The sequence below is a fragment of the Bradyrhizobium sp. SZCCHNGR1005 genome (genome assembly GCF_032489995.1).
In the GTDB taxonomy this organism is placed as follows: Bacteria; Pseudomonadota; Alphaproteobacteria; order Rhizobiales; family Xanthobacteraceae; genus Bradyrhizobium.
In genome coordinates this window covers 1,132,947-1,149,691 of the sequence record NZ_JAUEZC010000003.1, presented here as the reverse complement: position 1 = coordinate 1,149,691, position 16,745 = coordinate 1,132,947, and the positions used below count along the sequence as shown (strand labels likewise).

Annotated in this window: 10 protein-coding genes and 1 pseudogene; 4 read left to right on the top strand and 7 right to left on the bottom strand. The window is 58.4% G+C overall.

Going from position 1 to position 16,745, the window contains the following annotated elements:
- Positions 1–75 precede the first annotated feature (75 nt).
- Both QXZ85_RS17755 and QXZ85_RS17750 read right to left on the bottom strand, forming a co-directional pair.
- On the bottom strand, positions 76–747 hold the full coding sequence (locus QXZ85_RS17755) for a 4Fe-4S single cluster domain-containing protein (protein ID WP_315729219.1): 672 nt from the start codon (positions 745–747) through the stop codon (positions 76–78).
- A gap of 2 nt (positions 748–749) precedes the next feature.
- Complete coding sequence (locus QXZ85_RS17750) at positions 750–2,264, bottom strand: AAA family ATPase (RefSeq protein WP_315729220.1); 1,515 nt, start codon at positions 2,262–2,264, stop codon at positions 750–752.
- A 450-nt stretch (positions 2,265–2,714) separates the two neighbouring features.
- Here QXZ85_RS17750 and QXZ85_RS17745 point away from each other — a divergent pair, with 450 nt between their 5' ends.
- Positions 2,715–6,113, top strand: a complete 3,399-nt coding sequence (locus tag QXZ85_RS17745) for a TM0106 family RecB-like putative nuclease (protein WP_315729221.1) — start codon at positions 2,715–2,717, stop codon at positions 6,111–6,113.
- A gap of 966 nt (positions 6,114–7,079) precedes the next feature.
- Here QXZ85_RS17745 and QXZ85_RS17740 read toward each other — a convergent pair.
- Positions 7,080–7,261: pseudogene (locus QXZ85_RS17740) on the bottom strand (ATP-binding protein); the annotation flags it as partial.
- Positions 7,262–7,573: 312 nt separating this feature from the next.
- Here QXZ85_RS17740 and QXZ85_RS17735 point away from each other — a divergent pair.
- Entirely contained in the window at positions 7,574–8,110 is a 537-nt protein-coding gene (locus QXZ85_RS17735; protein ID WP_315729222.1) for a hypothetical protein, read from the top strand.
- A gap of 168 nt (positions 8,111–8,278) precedes the next feature.
- Here QXZ85_RS17735 and QXZ85_RS17730 read toward each other — a convergent pair whose 3' ends face one another.
- Positions 8,279–9,229, bottom strand: a complete 951-nt coding sequence (locus QXZ85_RS17730) for a nucleotidyl transferase AbiEii/AbiGii toxin family protein (RefSeq protein WP_315729223.1) — start codon at positions 9,227–9,229, stop codon at positions 8,279–8,281.
- Positions 9,219–9,857: a hypothetical protein gene (locus QXZ85_RS17725; RefSeq protein ID WP_315730368.1), complete on the bottom strand. Its 639-nt coding sequence runs from the start codon at positions 9,855–9,857 to the stop codon at positions 9,219–9,221. Before QXZ85_RS17725 ends, QXZ85_RS17730 begins: the two co-directional genes overlap by 11 nt.
- A 381-nt stretch (positions 9,858–10,238) precedes the next feature.
- Between QXZ85_RS17725 and QXZ85_RS17720 the strand changes: the two genes are divergently transcribed.
- On the top strand, positions 10,239–10,778 hold the full coding sequence (locus QXZ85_RS17720; protein ID WP_315729225.1) for an SIR2 family protein: 540 nt from the start codon (positions 10,239–10,241) through the stop codon (positions 10,776–10,778).
- A 218-nt stretch (positions 10,779–10,996) separates the two neighbouring features.
- Positions 10,997–11,188 carry a hypothetical protein gene (locus QXZ85_RS17715; protein ID WP_315729226.1) on the top strand — a complete coding sequence of 64 codons (192 nt, stop codon included), beginning with the start codon at positions 10,997–10,999 and terminating at the stop codon, positions 11,186–11,188.
- A gap of 637 nt (positions 11,189–11,825) precedes the next feature.
- Here QXZ85_RS17715 and QXZ85_RS17710 read toward each other — a convergent pair.
- Positions 11,826–13,286: a mechanosensitive ion channel family protein gene (locus QXZ85_RS17710; RefSeq protein WP_315729227.1), complete on the bottom strand. Its 1,461-nt coding sequence runs from the start codon at positions 13,284–13,286 to the stop codon at positions 11,826–11,828.
- A 144-nt stretch (positions 13,287–13,430) separates the two neighbouring features.
- Positions 13,431–16,373 (bottom strand): ATP-binding protein, encoded by a 2,943-nt coding sequence (locus QXZ85_RS17705; RefSeq protein WP_315729232.1) that lies wholly within the window; start codon positions 16,371–16,373, stop codon positions 13,431–13,433.
- Positions 16,374–16,745 lie beyond the last annotated feature (372 nt).

The window sequence follows — 16,745 nt, the reverse complement described above, 5'->3', positions numbered from 1 at the left end:
CAATTGTGACCACCGACCGAGCCTTCGCAGAAGTACTCAGTGATGGAGCGTTCGGTCTGGCAGTTTGGGCAAAGTCTAATCATGCCGGGCGAGCCCGCATGGAAGGATGCGCTTGTCCTCGGAGGTGTCGAGTGTCGATCCATTGCTTTCGAGTAATTCCTGCAGCCTGCGAAAATCATTGCGCGCGGGTATACCGGCAAACCAGACGTCGCTGTTTTCGTCGAACATGACGTCGACGGACCGATCCCGCTCGTCGGCCAGGCGCTCGAAGCTGGCGAGCCGGGCGCGGCCTTTTTCCGTGATGAAGTGAAGTTCCTGATTGTCGCTCCCACGCAGAGCAAGTGTCTGCTTTTCCTCGAAGTCGAAAGGCCCCGTAACGAGGGCATCGATCGTGCCAGGGGACTTGCCAACCATGTCGCGGATGGATGGCCACGGATATCCTGTAAAGACAAGTATGTCCGCTTCGGTCTTCGACCTAATACGTGCTGTTAGTTCCAACAAAGCGTCGGGCTGATCGAAAGGCTCGCCTCCGGAGATAGTGATCCCGTCAGCCATCGAGATCCACGGAATGATGGAATTGACGGCTTCTTCGACCGTCGTGTTTCCTCGTCCTTCGGCCCAAGTGTCCATGGAAATGCAGCCCGGACAACGGATGGAGCAACCCTGAAACCAAATGCCCAGCCTTCGTCCGGGTCCTAAAGTCGTCACGGGAAAATGGATACGCGATACGGAGATGCGAATCGTCATCTTTAAGGCTCGCTTTCGAGGCGAAGTGTCGATGATGCTCCGGTTTGCACTTCCAGAACCCGATATCGGCTTCCAGCTTCCGCGCCGCAGTCGAAGAGGCCGCGCGAAAGTGGGTTGATGAGGTGGGCTTCGACTTGATTTCGTATGCCGCGACCACCGTTCGAAAGGTCTGCGAGACACAGGCCACGCAACGCCGTGCGGGCCTGTTCCGACAGTGACACCTCGTAGCCCAGAGATTTGACGTCGTTAAGCAGGTTGTCCACGATCTGATCGAAGATTTCGTTGGCGACGTCTCCGCGAATGAAATCGAAGACGATCACGTTCTCGCCGATGCGATTCAGGATTTCCGGGCGGTTGAGCACTTGCTTGAAGTGCTTTTCGATCTCGGCGCGGACCTTCCGCTTGACCGCATCGAACGTCTCCTCGGGCGTCACGTTCGCGATCCGCTCGCCCGTGGGGCCGGGGGTGTAGATACCGAGATTGGAGGTGAAGACGATGAAAGCTTCGGAGAAGTAGACGCGATCCCCTCGTCCCGAGGTGAGAACGCCGTCGTCCAGGATCTGAAGGAATTTATCGAGGATTCGCGGGTGTGCCTTCTCGATCTCGTCGAAAAGGACGACGCTGAATGGCTTTTCCCGGATCGCGTTCGTGAGCTCGCCACCGACGTCATATCCAACGTAACCGGGCGGAGCACCGATCAAGCGCTGATCGGAATGCTCGGCGCTGAACTCGGACATGTCAAAGCGGATGTATGCGCTGTCGTCGCCGAAGAGCAGGCTCGTGATTGTCTTCGCGAGTTCCGTCTTGCCGACTCCGGTGGGGCCGGCGAGGAAAGCGACGCCCCTCGGTCGGCCTCCCCTCGGCGATTGCCCGATGCCGGTGACGGCGCGTTTCACGACGTCGAGCATGTGGGTGACGGCGTGTGCCTGGCCCTTCACGCGGCGCCTCACGAACTCGTCCGCCGAGCTGATCTTGTCGCGGCTTATTTTGCGCCACGGGTCTTCGGTGACGCCGACCTTGAACCGCCGAACCGCATCGGAGATGCGATCGAACGGGACGTTTTCGCTTCGGGAGAGCTGTGCGATCGCGCTAAGGTCGAGAAGCAGGAGTCCTTCGGTTTCGTCGACGAACCCGTTGGTCGATTTCTCCAGATCGGCCGGCGCGGCATTTTGAGCGCCGGGCAAACCTCGGATCAACGAACTGATCATCGTCCGCCTGGCTAGATGGTCGGGCCGACCGATCGGAATGTGCCGAGTGCGAGGATTATCGATCAGGAACCAGTCGGGAAGGTCTCCTTCCTTATCCACGATCCAAATGACAGTGTTGAAATAGGGCTGACGACGTTCGCCGGCCGGACGAGCCCGTGCCGAATGGGAAAGGATCAACGCACGGGAAAACAGCTGATGTTCGGCCGGAGAAAGAGCCTCGCTGCGCGTTATCAATCGCGACGCGAAATCGATGATGAGGGCCGAGGGCGGGCCGTCGGACGGAACATGCCGTTCGAGGGCCGAGGCCAACAGATCGATACCGCCGGCAGCGGTTCCGTTCGCAGGCGAAAGCCCGAGATGCGTCAGAAAGCTGTCGTCGGAGGGTTCGAGGGATCTAAGCCGTTCAAAAGATTGAAGCTTGCGATCCGGCCATAGCCGGCGCCCTTAAGCGCGTCCGGCAGCGCCCTGGTCAGGGATACGGATGTGATCTGGCCGGGCGCGGCCTCATGGATCTGGAGATCCCTGGTATTGCCCGAAAGGACGAATTGGCTTCGCAAAGGTAGAAACCGGAGCAAATCGCGCAGCCATCTCGCCTTCTCGACCGTACCAGCCCCCACCAGCTCAACCCCCTTCCACACTCTTTGCGCGATTATAGTAGATTGCTCGCCTCTTTCGAGCCCAAATCGCCTAGAAAATGGCATAATCCCCGCACGGCGGACAACCGAGCCGGGTCGCCGGCGAACGGCAACGTGGTGGGAAATGCAGAACGTCGGTGGGATTTTGTACCTAAGTTCGACCGACCTAGTCGGACACCTGAATTGCAGGTACTTGACAGAACTCGATCTTAAGGTGGCCAAGGGCGAACTCCAAAGGCCGAAGATCTGGGATCCAGTGCTTGAGACCCTTGCCGAGCGAGGCTCTGCGCACGAACAGGCCTTCGTCGATCACTTGAAGTCGCGCGGCATGGCGGCGACGATGATCGGGGGAGTTGGGCTTGATCCCGAATCGACTTCGGCAACACTGGAGGCCATGTCTCGCGGCGATGCGGTGATCGTTCAAGGCGCACTACAATTAGGGAGGTGGAACGGCCGGGCTGACGTGCTTCTCCGCGTGGAAACGCCGAGCCGGCTCGGTACCTGGTCGTACGAGGTAACCGACACCAAGCTTGCGGCAGAGACGAAGGGGAACACGGTTCTTCAGATATCGCTTTATTCGGACATGCTCTCCGCGATGCAGGGTGTGGAGCCGACTGCGGCCCACGTCGTGACACCGGGTACGAATTTCGAGCCGGAAACCTACCGTATCGCCGACTACTCAGCCTATTACCGGCATGTGAGATCCAGCCTCGAACGAGCGATCACCGATGGCGCCGGCGCCGCCTATCCCGAACCGATCGAACATTGCGACATTTGCCGGTGGCGCCGTGTTTGCGACGAGCGAAGGCGGCGGGACGACCACCTGTCGCTGGTCGCCGGTATCAGCAAGTCGCAGATCGGAGAATTGACCAGACGCGGAGTCGGCAGTACGGCCGCGCTCGCTACAATGCCCGTTCCTCTGGAATGGAGACCAGAACGCGGAGCTGCCAAAAGCTACGAAAAGGTACGCGAGCAGGCGAGAATTCAGGTCGAAGGTAGAACGAGCGGTTCGATGAAGTACGAGGCGCTACCGCCGATCGCCGGCTTCGGTTTGACACGGCTTCCCGCGCCATCTCTGGGCGACATATTCTTCGATTTCGAGGGTGATCCCTTCGTGGGAGAAGGCGGTCTGGAATTCCTGTTCGGTTACTCCTTCCTCGAGCACGAAGGGAAGCCGAAGTACGTCGGCGACTGGGCTTCGGACCGGCGGGAGGAGCGCGCCGCGTTCGAACGCTTCGTCGACTTCGTGACCGAGCGCCTTAAATCCTACCCCGATCTGCACATCTACCATTTCGCGCCGTACGAGCCGGCCGCGATGAAGCGCCTGATGGGCCGTTACGGCTCGCGCGAGAATGAGGTCGACAACCTTCTGCGGGCCGAGATCTTCGTCGATCTGTTCGCCGTCGTCCGCCACGCGATTCGCGCCAGCGTGGAGAGCTATTCGATCAAGAAGCTGGAGCCACTGTACTCCTTTACCCGCAGCGTTCCGCTGGAGGACGTCGGGGCAGTCATGGCCAGGACTCAGGCGTGCCTCGAAATGGCGGATGCGGCCAGCGTTCCCGATGCGGATAAGGACACGATCCGCGGCTACAACAAAGACGACTGCGACTCGACGGCCGCGCTACGGGAGTGGCTTGAAGCGCTGCGCGCCAGTCTCATTGCCAGCGGCGAAATGATCGAACGGCCCGTTCTAAAGCCCGCGGAGGTCAGCGAAAAACTCGGTGATTGGCAGAAGAGGGTGGCAGCGCTCGTCGGTCGGCTTACGGAAGGTACTCCAGACGACGTCGCCGAACGCACGGCCCAACAGCAGGCCCGCTGGCTGCTGGCATTCATGCTGGACTTTCACGCCCGAGAGAAGAAGGCCGTTTGGTGGGAATATTTCCGCCTCCGTGATCTATCCGCCGAGGACCTGCTCCACGAACGCGCCGGTCTCTCTGGGCTTACGTTCAAGGAAGTGGCCGGTGGCACCCCGAAGGTGCCGGTTCATAGGTACAACTTCGTCCTTCAAGATACCGATCTTCGGCCCGACAGCGAGCTCAGGAGCGTCGGCGGGCAGAAGTTCGGTAGCGTCGTCGCTATTTCGCATGAGGATAGGACCATCGACATCAAAAAGCGAGGCGACACCGCGGAATTCCATCCGGAAGCCGTCTTCGCTCACAAATCGATGGATCGCGACGAACGTCCCGAGGCTCTGTTCCGGCTGGGACAATACGTGGTGGAAAACGGAATCGATGGAGCCGGCGAGCACCGCGCTGCACGCGATCTTCTCTTATCGACTGCGCCACGGCTCCAGGGAGAGAGCCTGCAGGTCGTCGGCGAGGATAGTTTGAAGACCGCTACTCGGGTTGCGCTTGCGTTGGACCAGAGCGTCTATCCGGTTCAAGGGCCGCCGGGTGCCGGGAAGACATTCACCGGAGCCCGCATGATCTGTGCTCTTGTGCGCGCAGGAAAGCGGGTTGGGATAGCCGCCAACAGTCACAAGGTCATTCGAAATCTTCTCGACGAGGTCGTCGAAGCTGCAGGTGAAGAAGGTCTTCCGATCCGCTGTGTTCAGAAGGTCGATGAGAAGCATCAAGAAGACGATCTCGACAGCTTGAAGTTCGTCAAGAAGAACGAGCACGCCCTCGACGCGTTGCGGAAGAACTGTTCCGTCGGCGGAGGGACATCGTATTTCTGGGCTCGGCCGGACGCACGCCTAAGCGTCGACGTGCTGTTCATCGATGAAGCCGCGCAGATGGCTCTCGCGAATGTGCTAGCCGTCGCACAAGCTGCGCAGAGCATCGTTCTGCTAGGAGATCCGCGGCAATTGGAGCAGCCGATTCAAGGAAGCCATCCTGATGGCGTGGGAGTTTCGGCCCTGGACCATGTCCTTGGTCCTCATGCCACCATTTTGGCCGATCGGGGTCTGTTCCTGGCCGAGACGTGGCGGCTTCATCCGCTCATCTGTGCCTTTAATTCCGAACTGTTCTATGAAGGTCGCCTGAAGTCTCGGCCGGGACTTGAGCGGCAAGAAATCAGGATCAAGTCCAGACTCAACGGCTCTGGCCTTCGCTACCTTCCGATCCAGCACGACGGAAATCAGAGTTCGTCGCCGGAAGAAGCCGATGCGATCCGCGACGTCATTGCGGACATCCTAGGATCCGGCACGACCTGGGTCGACCGGAAAGGTAATGAGTCCCCGATTTCGCTCGACGATGTCCTGATCATCGCGCCGTACAATGCGCAGGTGTTCGAACTTCAGGAGCGACTTCCTGGCGCTCGCATCGGCACTGTGGACAAGTTCCAGGGCCAGGAGGCGCCAATCGTCATCTATTCTATGGCGACCTCAAGTCACGCTGATGCGCCGCGCGGAATGGAGTTCCTGTACAGCGCCAACCGCCTGAATGTTGCGGTTTCTCGGGCGAAGTGCATTTGCATCGTCGTAGCTTCGCCGCGCTTATTTGAGGCCGAGTGTCGGACGCCTCGTCAGATGCAACTTGCCAACGCGTTTTGTCGTTATTTGGAGTTGGCCTTGGTACTGTAAGGTCTCAGCCCTACAGCGTTATAGGCGCAGGGCGAATTCGAGCGATGGAAAAGGAGAGTTGCAGCTAGGAGCGGGACAGGCGCAACCTTCAATCGTGATCGGCTACTTGCCGAGCAAAGCGTCCCGCGTCGATCGAACTGAAGCTGCAGACGCTTAGGCTCGGATCGGAATCCGGTCGAATGCGCTCAAGTTCTGCAAGCGCAGCTCCAATCTCGGCTAAGGCGCCGCCGATACGAACAGGCAGCACGGGAGCGCTTTAGCGACCGACCGGTGGAAGGATCTATCGCGTAGATAGCGAACATCTTTCTCCGGAACTGCGCCAATTTGACCGTCTGTAAGCTTGCGTCTGCTGTCGTGGAAAATATGCCGTGCGCGAAGCGCCCCCGAACGAAAAGTGGACGTATCTGGTGCGGTTTCTGGTGCGGTCGTCGTTCCGCGGGCAACGAGAACCCAGTAAGATATTGGTATCATTGGTGGGCCCGGCAGGACTCGAACCTGCAACCAGACCGTTATGAGCGGCCCTGCCAGCTCAATAGTCTCGGAGAACATTGACGTTTTTCGTGACGTTACCTGACGAACTTCTGCGTTCGTTCACGGTGGATCGGTGGTCAAGTGGTGGTTGGGTTCACTTTGAGAACGGCACAAAATATTCAGTAATGTGCTTCGGATCGCGATCGGGGATGAGACTGTACGACCTCCAGATCGATCCATGGGGAAGGGGGGCTTATGGATGCTGATTGCGACGATTTTGCCCGGGTGTACCGGTTTGATCTCGCCCACCAGTCCGATTTGATGTGGGCTGGGGCGCGAGACGTTCTCGCAGTCTGGTTTTGGCAGCGGCGAGGCCGCGTGGTCAATTTTGAATCACGGCGCGACGAGCTTGTTTTCTGCTGCTGTTGCTCTGGGCATTTGGGTAACGCCCTTCGCGTTGTCCAAGCGAAGCGGCATGTCCACAGCGCCACGGGTTCAGGCCTTTCGGCCGGGCTTGGTTCGTCGCATGCTCTCGCCGTTGAGAGTCGATCCGGTGGGGCGTTGTGGACCAGGCGATCGAGCACGGCGTCGGCATAGGTGGGATCGCCGATCAGCGCGTGCCATTGATCGACCGGGAGCTAGCTGGTGACGATGGTGGAGCGGCGGCCGTAGCCGTCACCGCCTGGGCCACAAGTGATTTTCCGGTCAACGAGCCGGTATTGGCTCCCCCAATTGCTCGTGCAGCGCTAAAAGGCAACGTGAAGTTCTTCTACGTTGCGTTTTGGCGCATTTGATCCGGCTGCGCCGTTGTCGAAGGTCCGGTGTTAGTGAGGGAAGCGGACGTTAGGATTACGCGCTCCGACTTCCGAGCTTGAGCGGAGTGCAGACATCGCTGGGTTCGTCGAGATTGTCAGATTTTGAACTGACCCAAGTCACTACTGGTGCGAAGCCTAATCGGTTGTTGTCAAAACGGTGCTTTTGGGGGGAGTATGAGTCCTGAAGAGAAGCAGCGCAGAGATGAGTATCGGAAAACGCTGACGCACGAGCAGAGAGCCACGATGGCTATCGGCGTGTTGATGCTAAATTGGGCATATTGGGACGGTGACATCACACACCACATCTTCTTCTTAAGGGATAAGGCGGCGACCGAGATAGATGTCTCAGCGCAGCGGGTGCTTTCATTGCACAAGGACCGACTTAAGACGCTACGCCGGCTCGTCGTCGCGCTCACTGCTGACAAGAGTGAAGAAGTACGGAGGTATGACGCGATTGCCGGGATTGTCGCGCCCCTGACGGTGCTTCGGGGCGCAATAGCTCACGGACTGGTGGGGGTTGGAAACCCGTCAGGCACTCACGAAGATCTGCGACTCATCCTGTTCTCCCAGCGTCATGACGATAGTGTGGGCGAACTTTCGCGTACTGGGTCCATGGAAATGCCGAGAGTCTCAGAGGTATTCGAGGCTGCCGATACTATCTGGGACGAACGTCAGAAACTGCAACAGTTGGTAAGCGGTCTTACCGGCTAACACATCCCAGCTAGGTGCGATCAAGTGTGGTTGGGTTCACTTTGAGAACGACTCGAAATATTCTGTAATCTGCTTCGGATCGCGATCGGGGATGAAGATGCGGCCTGCCGAGAGAAGAGCCGATTCGGCGAGCTTAGCATGGTTATCAGCCGGCAGAATTCTACTTCGTTATAGCTTGTCAGCCCACTTGCTGATTTCGATCAGTATTTTCTCGAAGCTTGGCTTGCCCGCGTAATAGAGAGCGCTGCTGCGCGCGTATGCGTTGGAGTACAGCGCGCGCGTCTTTGCTTCGCTCAGGATAAACGCTTCGTTCTTGGTGATGTCGTGATTGTCGCCTTGCCTGAAGCGCCTTTCCTTGTGTTCTTTGTATGCGTCCGTGCCAATGAAATCCTGGACTTCCTTGCGCTGGAGCAGTTCGTAGACGTCATAGTAGTGACGCATGAATCCGACTGGATCGCTCTTGTCGGCCTGCTGCTTTCGAAATTTTGTCGAGATCGTTTGCAGCTTTTCTACGAAGGTGTAGCCGGGGTCATAGCAAGGCACCGCCTTTGCGCGGTTGTCGATGATCTCGACCTTGCTAGCGAAAGCCCTGTCGTACAGCCATGAACTGATGTCCCTGGGCGTGTTCGGAGCAACCTTGTCAAAGCCAGCTTCGAGCAGGACGCCGTCGCGAAGTCCTTCCATGGGTTCGGTGATGCTCTTGTAGATCAGCCGGATGCCCCCGTTGCGATAATCGGGGACATCATCGAACACCGTATCACGTTCGACCTTGATGATCCCGTCAATCTTGATCGTCTGGGCCAGCCAATCGAAGAAATCCTTGCGCGACTGGATATGCGCTGCCTTGTCGTGGTTCTTGCCAGTTTTGACATTCTGGCCGGCCGGAGGCTCGATAAGAATATCGATGTCCTCTGAAAACCGGCCAATGATGCCATACCCCTTCGATAGGGACGTGCCACCCTTCAGCTGAAAGGTAAAACCGAGCTGCTGAAGGCCGTAAAGGCAATGCATGATCCAGTAGTCTTTTTCTACCAGAGCCGGATCAATGCCTTTCTCTTCCGCCACAATCCGGATCAGATCCACAAATTCCTTATGATTGTGGAGGAAATCAGCCGGCATGCAGCTCATTCGCTCCTAATGCATGGTTGAAGAATTTCTTCGTTCGTTCATTCCCATACTCGCGAACCGCGCGACGCAAGCGCCGTCGGTCGGTCGAGGCAGCGCGCTTCTGGACGCGCTCCAAGACTTCTTCTTTAGCTTCGGCAAGCTGGTCGACATTATTGACGAGATCGACGAGCAAGAATTCCGGCGTCAGTGACTTCGGAAAGCGCGGCTTCACCCGGAACACATACTTGCGATTTCCGAGTTGAAACTCGCCATGGCGCTTGTGGTTATAGACGACTGTCTTGTCATAGAGCTGCGTCGTTCCCACACCCAGGCTGTTATAGGCGTTCGGGGAAGCCAGCAGGAATGGGGCATCCTTCAGGAACGCGCACACGACATCCTTGTCAGATGCCGGAGCCGGTCCAAATACGGTCTCCTTTGGAAAGACATAGAGCCCGCCCGAAACCTTCTTGAGTGTGCCGCTCTCAACCAACTGCTTGAGATGCCGATCGACAGCCGTCGACCAGCGGGCCAACTCCGCCCGTCGATAGGCTTGGCCTGGCTTTAGATGGCGTTTGAGTTGCTCCAGCTTCGTCATGTCAGCAATATAGGTCAAACAGGCGCCTCCAGCAAGTAATTTCATTGAAAAATCATGCAAATATTGCTATAAAATATTGAAATTACGCATTTTTTTGAGAAGTTTATAATTCGTGCGGTTGTCGTGGCCATCTCTGCCGGCAATCTGAGGGCGTAAAATCCTGCTACTCTCCCAAAGCGAGTCGTTTGCCACATTCTGATTTCAGGTATTGATGAAATTCATTGAGACCAGCCCTGATATCCCGAATGAATTGATCCACGAGGTCAACGATGGGGAGGTCGTATTCCTATGCGGCGCCGGTGTCTCACGGGGCGCTAACTTGCCGCTGTTTCAGGAACTAACCGATAGGGTCTACGAGAAGATCGGGGAGTCTTTCGACAACGAGCCAGCGGAGCGAATAGCCTACAAGCGGGCTGAATACGACCGGTGTTGCGGTCTCTTGAGAAGCGCACGCTTCTTCCCGGAACAGATTCACGTGTCCGCGAAGCCGTCGCAGAAGTCTTGGCTCCGCCGCCGACTCCCGACCTCTCGCGCCACGTCTCCCTGCTCACCTTGTCGCGTGACAAAAGCGGCCGCCCCAGGCTCCTTACCACCAATTTCGATACGCTCTTCGAGCGGGCAGCCCGCGCGGACGGTGTTGAATGCCGCAGCCATGCGGCCCAGTCGTTGCTGCGGCCAGGCACTCCCGGCGATCACGGCATTCTGCATCTGCACGGCCGCCTCGGGGACCGCGTGATCGGTCTCGATCAAAGTGATCTCATCCTGACTAGCGCCGACTTTGGGGATGCGTACTTGCGCGACGGGTGGGCTTCTCAATATGTCGAGGACCGGATGCGTGTGAATACGCTGGTTCTCGTTGGCTACCAGGCCGAAGACTCCGCGCTGCGCCTCCTGCTCGAAACGCTTGACGCTGACCGGGAGCGCTTCCGAGACCTCAAGAATATCTATAGCCGATCGTGTGATTAATCCGCTCGTTACGGAACGTACTATTCGCCTTGGAAGGAAATCGGCTCGACTGCAAGAACGCCGTTCCGAGCGCCAAACTCGCCTGTCGGCCTGTGACAGCATCGACGATTCCTCGGCGTCGTGCTATGAGATGCCAGCGTTAAGGAGCACATCGACCTGACGTCAGGATCGGCGTTCGAAGGTTGCCCGGTCAACTTCTTTCGCGCGGAGCAGCCTAAATGTTCCACGCCGTCGACGCCCGAGCGCTTGAGCGCTTTGGCCGGCTCATGCGGGAGAACATCACCATCACGCCTGTTCCCTTTCGCAAGGCTTACATCAAGTCGACGGTGGACCGGAAGTGTACGACCGTGCCATCCGCATCGCGGGTGACAAGCTGTAAAGCGATCCGCGTCGATCGATTAAATCTCTGAAATTCAAGTCTCTTTTCAGTCTCGCGCTCCCGGAAATCAGCTTGACATCTGTCCTCGGAGGACAACGATAGGTCTACGCTAGGAGGCGGCCGGTGACGTCCGAACTGGAACTTCGCAGCTCCTGGCGGCGGTCTGACGGCGATTGCGGCCGGCTGTACGAAGGTGGCGACGTACATGCGCCAGTTTCGGGTTTTTGCGAATTGTGTCGCCTTAGCAAGATACCGAGGTTGAGCCCTCAAAGTACGTCTCCAAGAGCTTAGCGCGCTGCGGACCTCACAGGCTGCCTGATGCGAAGGATTGGATGAGATATCGTAGGTGTGTTTGGTGTGGGGAAAGGCGGTAGCGCTCCCCCGCTACCATTCGTACGATTTTGCACGCCAAACGACGATTCTCTGCGACTTCATACTCCCAGTGGTAGCGGTCGCGACCGATCTGCATCAGGCAATGAGAGGCAAGTCTGGCTCAGCCTTTGTAAAACAGGTCGCTTAAGGGACCGCCGAAGCAGGATCCCTATGATCTATCAGGCTCCATCGAATGGATAGACTAGCTCATTGCTGGTGGTGCCCGGGAGTCGATCGAGGACCAAGATGCCGAAGGGTCCTTTTGGGTGAACTCGACGATACATGGCCTTAACCGGTCATGCTGATCCGAAATGGAAGAAGCTCCGAATTCGGGGCAGAAGACGATTGTCCATAGCGGCGGCGCCAGCCGCCCGGACTGCGACCTGACGATGCAGTGTGTCGGCGCCGTGTTTTGCCGCTCTCTCGAACGCGTTCGTCAATTCTGGATTTTTGGAGATGAGGGCCGCGACGGCGTCGCGAGGTAGATAGTAAATCCGGCAATGAGTACGCGCTGTGGCCGTAGCTGCGTGAGACGTCCCTGTAAGAAGTCCCATTTCCCCGACGTATTCGCCAGCGCCGACGCAGCCGATGGTCTCGATCGGAACACCTTCTACCTCGCGCGTGAATTCCAGGATGCCTGACGCAACGATGTATAACGTCGCGTCAACGGCACCCTGCTTAAAGAGGATGTCACCGGACTCGAGCAGGCGACACTTTAGCGAATGCGCCAGTTCCTCTATCTCAGCATTGGAGAGACATTCCAACACCACCAAGTCACGCAATAGCCGATGACCCCTGCTGAAGTCATCGGTCCAGTTCATCGTCAGCTGCTCGGTCGCTTCCAGAAAGCCCGCATAATATAGCTGCCGGCGCGAGCACCGGAGGAGTGCATCCTGTGCTGGGCCCAACTGCGCTGAGTTCGCGACGAAAAAAGATATCTTATAGAGGTTCCGTTTCGGTCCCAGTCGGGTGAGAACAACGGTTGGCGCGGGCTGTCGTTGAATTTCGGGACAGAGCATGGTCGCATGCTGCAAGGTTTCGACGACATTTTCGGGATGCGCGCTTTCAGGGCAAGAGAGCTCGACGGATGCTGCGCGGCGTTGCCCTGGGAAACTCCTGTTGATGATCTGGGCCTTGGCGACATGGCTATTTGGAATGATTGCGATGTCGTCGCCGTCCGTCTGGATATGGATCGACCGCCAATTCACCTGCACGACTTGACCTTCCAACTTTTCATCGATCTGTATTCGATCGCCGACACCGAAAGGTGCCTCCACGCCGACGGCCATTCCCGCGAACACGTCGGCTAGCGTATTTTGGAGCGCCAGACCCAGCACGATCGCAACCACGCCCGAGGTCGCCAACAAGCCATTGACGGGCAGCGCAAACACCGAATTCAGGACAACAAGGGCGGTTGCAATGTAGATCGCTGCTCCGGAAAGATCCGAGAACAAGGTGGTCTGATTGGCTCGGCTATTGCGACGGAAGCTGAGCGACATCGCCGTGACGATGAGCCGCGCGCCGAGCACCCACCATGCGCCGCCTATGGCGCGCATCCATAGAGCTGCGCTGTCGAGCGCGCCGGCTGGAGCGGCGAAGACTGGAGACACGTCTCGTCGAACCAGGTAGATGCTGATCGCGGTGAAGAGTGCGGCATCGAATGCGATCCGGACCTGAACAGGAAAGCCGCGGAGGCTCAAAATGCCGATCGCCGTGATGGCAACGAGGATTGCCGCAGTAATTAGCGTTGGCGTCATAATCTCATTTTCATCGGCGTCTGGGTATGGTGCCAAGCGGGCCGTTCGCTCGCGGCAGCCCTGTCGCTCGCCGCGATAGACAAGTTGGGGGCGATGCCAAGGACACAGTCTGCTTCCGCGACCACGTACCGGCGGTCACTGCGTTTACCGGGAAATGATGTCACGACGGGATGTCGACACTTGCGGGCGTTCGGAGCGTTTTATCTGGAGTGTGAAAGCTGTTCTCCACTCGGGTGGCTTTTCAGAAATTTCGAGTGAATCACTGTCGCCAGCGGAAAGCGTGCCGGCCATGCTACTCAGCTGGCGGGCTACAGCATGTAAGTCGGCGTTATGCGAACTTTCCTGCGGGCATCGACATGCGAGGAGATTGCCTTGCGCCCCCTCTGATGTCCCGGTCCCGCGTGACAGCGATGCAAGATCACGTTCGGCCCTTGCTTCCCAAGTAGTCGCCTGCTGTAGGCGGGCGCACGCGATCGCACGACGAAAATAGCCCTTCGCTTCTTCCTCGAAGTTCTGCCGCGAGGCCGCCAGCAGACGGCCCCTGACACGCAAAAGCTCCGGGCCTGCGTAGGAGCGTTCTACATCGCCAACCCGGACGATCTCTTGATCGATCAGTGACAACGCCTCGGAAGATCTTCCGAGCTCCGCCATTCCTTCAGCAAGGCTGCACACGATCGCGGGCGCGAGCGTCCGGTGTTGATGTGTGGACAAGCTATCAAGGCATGCCCGCAAGAGCTGAACACCGGTAGCCGCATCACCACGCTTGACCGCAATTTCCCCCTGCAGTCCAAGGCCAATAGTCCGGTATGGAGCGAGCGAGTACCTCTTGGCTTGGGATAGCAGGCGGTCGGCGATCCGTTCGGCATTTGACAACTCTTCTGCCCAGAGACAGATCGTCACGGCGCATATCAAAGCCTGGCAGAGCGGCACCGGCTGCCGGGTTGTGCCTGCCTCTTCCATTAGCTGCCGCGTCACGTCGAAGGAGCGCCGTTCCAATCCTCCAATCCACAAGGAGCGCGCCAGCGCGGTGAGGCCGAGAATGCGGACGTCGTAGCCGGGCTGAAAGTGGGATGCCCAATCGGATGTGGCTGAGTATCGCAATGCTGCGTCGCCGTGCGCCAGCGCCAATCCGTGCCCGCCCACGACGTGGTATGACATGCAAAGCAGCCAGTCAGCAACGGCGATAACCGCGGGGTCCGCAGTCTCTCTGGCAACCGTCTCGCTGCGCTGCGCGAGGCGCAAGGCGGAATCGAATTCACCGATCCTCAACCTAAATATAACGATGCACGCATACAACCGAACCTGTTGATAGGAATCCTCCAAGGTCTCGGCCAGTGCGACCGCCTTGGTTAGCGCAGCACGAACCTCATCGCCATTACCTATGGTGAACATCAGAGAGATGGCGAGTGACGTATAGAGCGCCAATTCCATTCGGTCGCCCTGGATGCTTACATGTAGGGCCGCAATCGCTCTCCTGCTCCACGTGCGGCACTCAATCAGCTGCGACGTTGCAAGAAACAATGGCCCAGATGCTGCGGCCAGTTCTGTGGCAATCGTGGCGTCTCCTGTCTCGGAGAAGGCCCATTCCAAGGCCGAGCGCGCGTTGGTCAAATGGCTCTTCAGGTCAGGGCTGGTGGAAAGGGCCATGCCTAAGCGCGACCTGAGAACATCTCGAAAGAACAATGCGTGCCTACGCGCCGTGTCATCCAGTTCGCCAAACTTCGATAGTTTCTCAAGAGCAAAGGCGCGTGTGATATCATGGAGGCGATACGACGCCGATCCCTTACTCGCGTCGACAATCAAGAGCGATTTGGAAGCCAGGCTCGCGATGGCTTCGGCAACCTGTTCGCGATCGGTTTCGTAGTCCTGTATGACAGCCTGTGCGGCGTGCAGCGAAAATTGCCCCTCGAAGATCGATAGGCGGCAAAAGACCCGGCGGTCATGATCGTTCAGAAGATTGTAGCTCCAGTCGAGCGTGCCGCGCAGCGTTTGGTGTCGCGGCACGGCCGTTCGCTGCCCTTGCCACAGTAGTCCGTTGCGGCCGTCCACCTGTTTCGCCAGTCCTTCCACCCCGAAGGCAGCGACGCGAGGTGCTGCGAATTCGATGGCCAACGCGATGCCACCCAGCTGGCGGCAGATCTTACCGACGATAGGCGCATTGTGATCATCCAACGCGAACCGATGGCCGCTGGCGATCACCCGCTCCAAGAAGTGCTGGACGGCCGGGTACGTGATCGCTGACATGGCCGTCAGGTCAGGTCCTTCCGGTGGGTAGCCGAGCGGTGGCAGCCGATGAACATGCTCTCCCTTGGCCCTGAGCGGCTCCCGGCTGGTGGCAATCACGTGGACTTGCGCGGTCTCGTTGACGCACGCTTCGGCCAGTATCGCCACCGGGCCGATGACGTGCTCGCAACTATCCAACACCAAAAGCATACGGCGGTCGTGGAGCGAGGCCAGCAACTCCCGCAGCGGATTGTCGGAATTGACAAAGATGCCAAGCGAAGACGCCACAACCGCGGGCACGAGCGATGCGTCGCTTAATGGACCGAGGTCCACGAAATGAACCTCCCCCTCAAACAGCTGCATAAGCTCACGGCAGACAGACACCGAAACCGTGGTCTTTCCCACCCCGCCTGGGCCAACAATGGAGACAAAGCGATTTGTCATGACCTCCGCGGAAATCGCCTGCACCGCGTCGTCGCGCCCGAACACGCGGGCCGGCACTGAGGGAAGCCGCCCAGCGCCGAGCGGCTCTGAACGTTGCCCGCCGACATGGGCGATTGCGCCGGTCGAAACGGGCGCGACAAAGGAATAGCCTCGGCCTGCGACAGTTACGATATAGCGATTGTTCTCAATTCCGTCGGCGAGCGCCTTGCGAAGCGAACGTAGCTGGAAACGAAGGGCTCCTTCTTCGACCGTTCCGTCCGGCCACAGGTGAGCGAGCAACTCGCGCTTGTCGACGACGTCGGGCGCACGATTGACCAGAAGTATCAGAATGTCCAAAGCCCGGCTGCCGAGCTTGAGCGGCGCGCCCTCCTTCTCCAGGCGTCGCTCGGTGGGGAACAGCCGAAATGGACCAAAGGTCATCACGCTGTGGCACACCCGATCGCGTGCGTTACGCCGAGCAGTCTCTTGAGAGTGGGGCATCATCATCCTCCACGCAGGCGATACCCGGAGGCGACGCGGGAAGGGGGAGTATTGCCTCTCACGAACCGATAAAGCCTAGTACGTGGCCCCGCCCGCTGTCACCATCCCGCGGGGGCCGGATCATGTTCACCGTCGCGTGATTGACGCTGGCGCGTTGATATTTCCAGTGGAGCAGACCTGCCTGCATTGGCCTGAGATAGAGCAGCCAGCTTACTCGGGGCGCTGGGTTCCACGGTCCCTAGCCGCCGCATGATCGCGGCGATGAGGTGCTCTCAATTTCTAACGTCATCTCTCACAATCTTACGGGCCTGT

Bases quoted from the DNA above. Each gene is read 5' to 3' on its own strand.
- QXZ85_RS17755 (WP_315729219.1), bottom strand. From the start codon at position 747: ATGACGATTCGCATCTCCGTATCGCGTATCCATTTTCCCGTGACGACT.
- QXZ85_RS17745 (WP_315729221.1), top strand. From the start codon at position 2,715: ATGCAGAACGTCGGTGGGATTTTGTACCTAAGTTCGACCGACCTAGTC.
- QXZ85_RS17735 (WP_315729222.1), top strand. From the start codon at position 7,574: ATGAGTCCTGAAGAGAAGCAGCGCAGAGATGAGTATCGGAAAACGCTG.
- QXZ85_RS17730 (WP_315729223.1), bottom strand. From the start codon at position 9,229: ATGCCGGCTGATTTCCTCCACAATCATAAGGAATTTGTGGATCTGATC.
- QXZ85_RS17725 (WP_315730368.1), bottom strand. From the start codon at position 9,857: ATGAAATTACTTGCTGGAGGCGCCTGTTTGACCTATATTGCTGACATG.
- QXZ85_RS17715 (WP_315729226.1), top strand. From the start codon at position 10,997: ATGTTCCACGCCGTCGACGCCCGAGCGCTTGAGCGCTTTGGCCGGCTC.
- QXZ85_RS17710 (WP_315729227.1), bottom strand. From the start codon at position 13,286: ATGACGCCAACGCTAATTACTGCGGCAATCCTCGTTGCCATCACGGCG.
- QXZ85_RS17705 (WP_315729232.1), bottom strand. From the start codon at position 16,373: ATGACCTTTGGTCCATTTCGGCTGTTCCCCACCGAGCGACGCCTGGAG.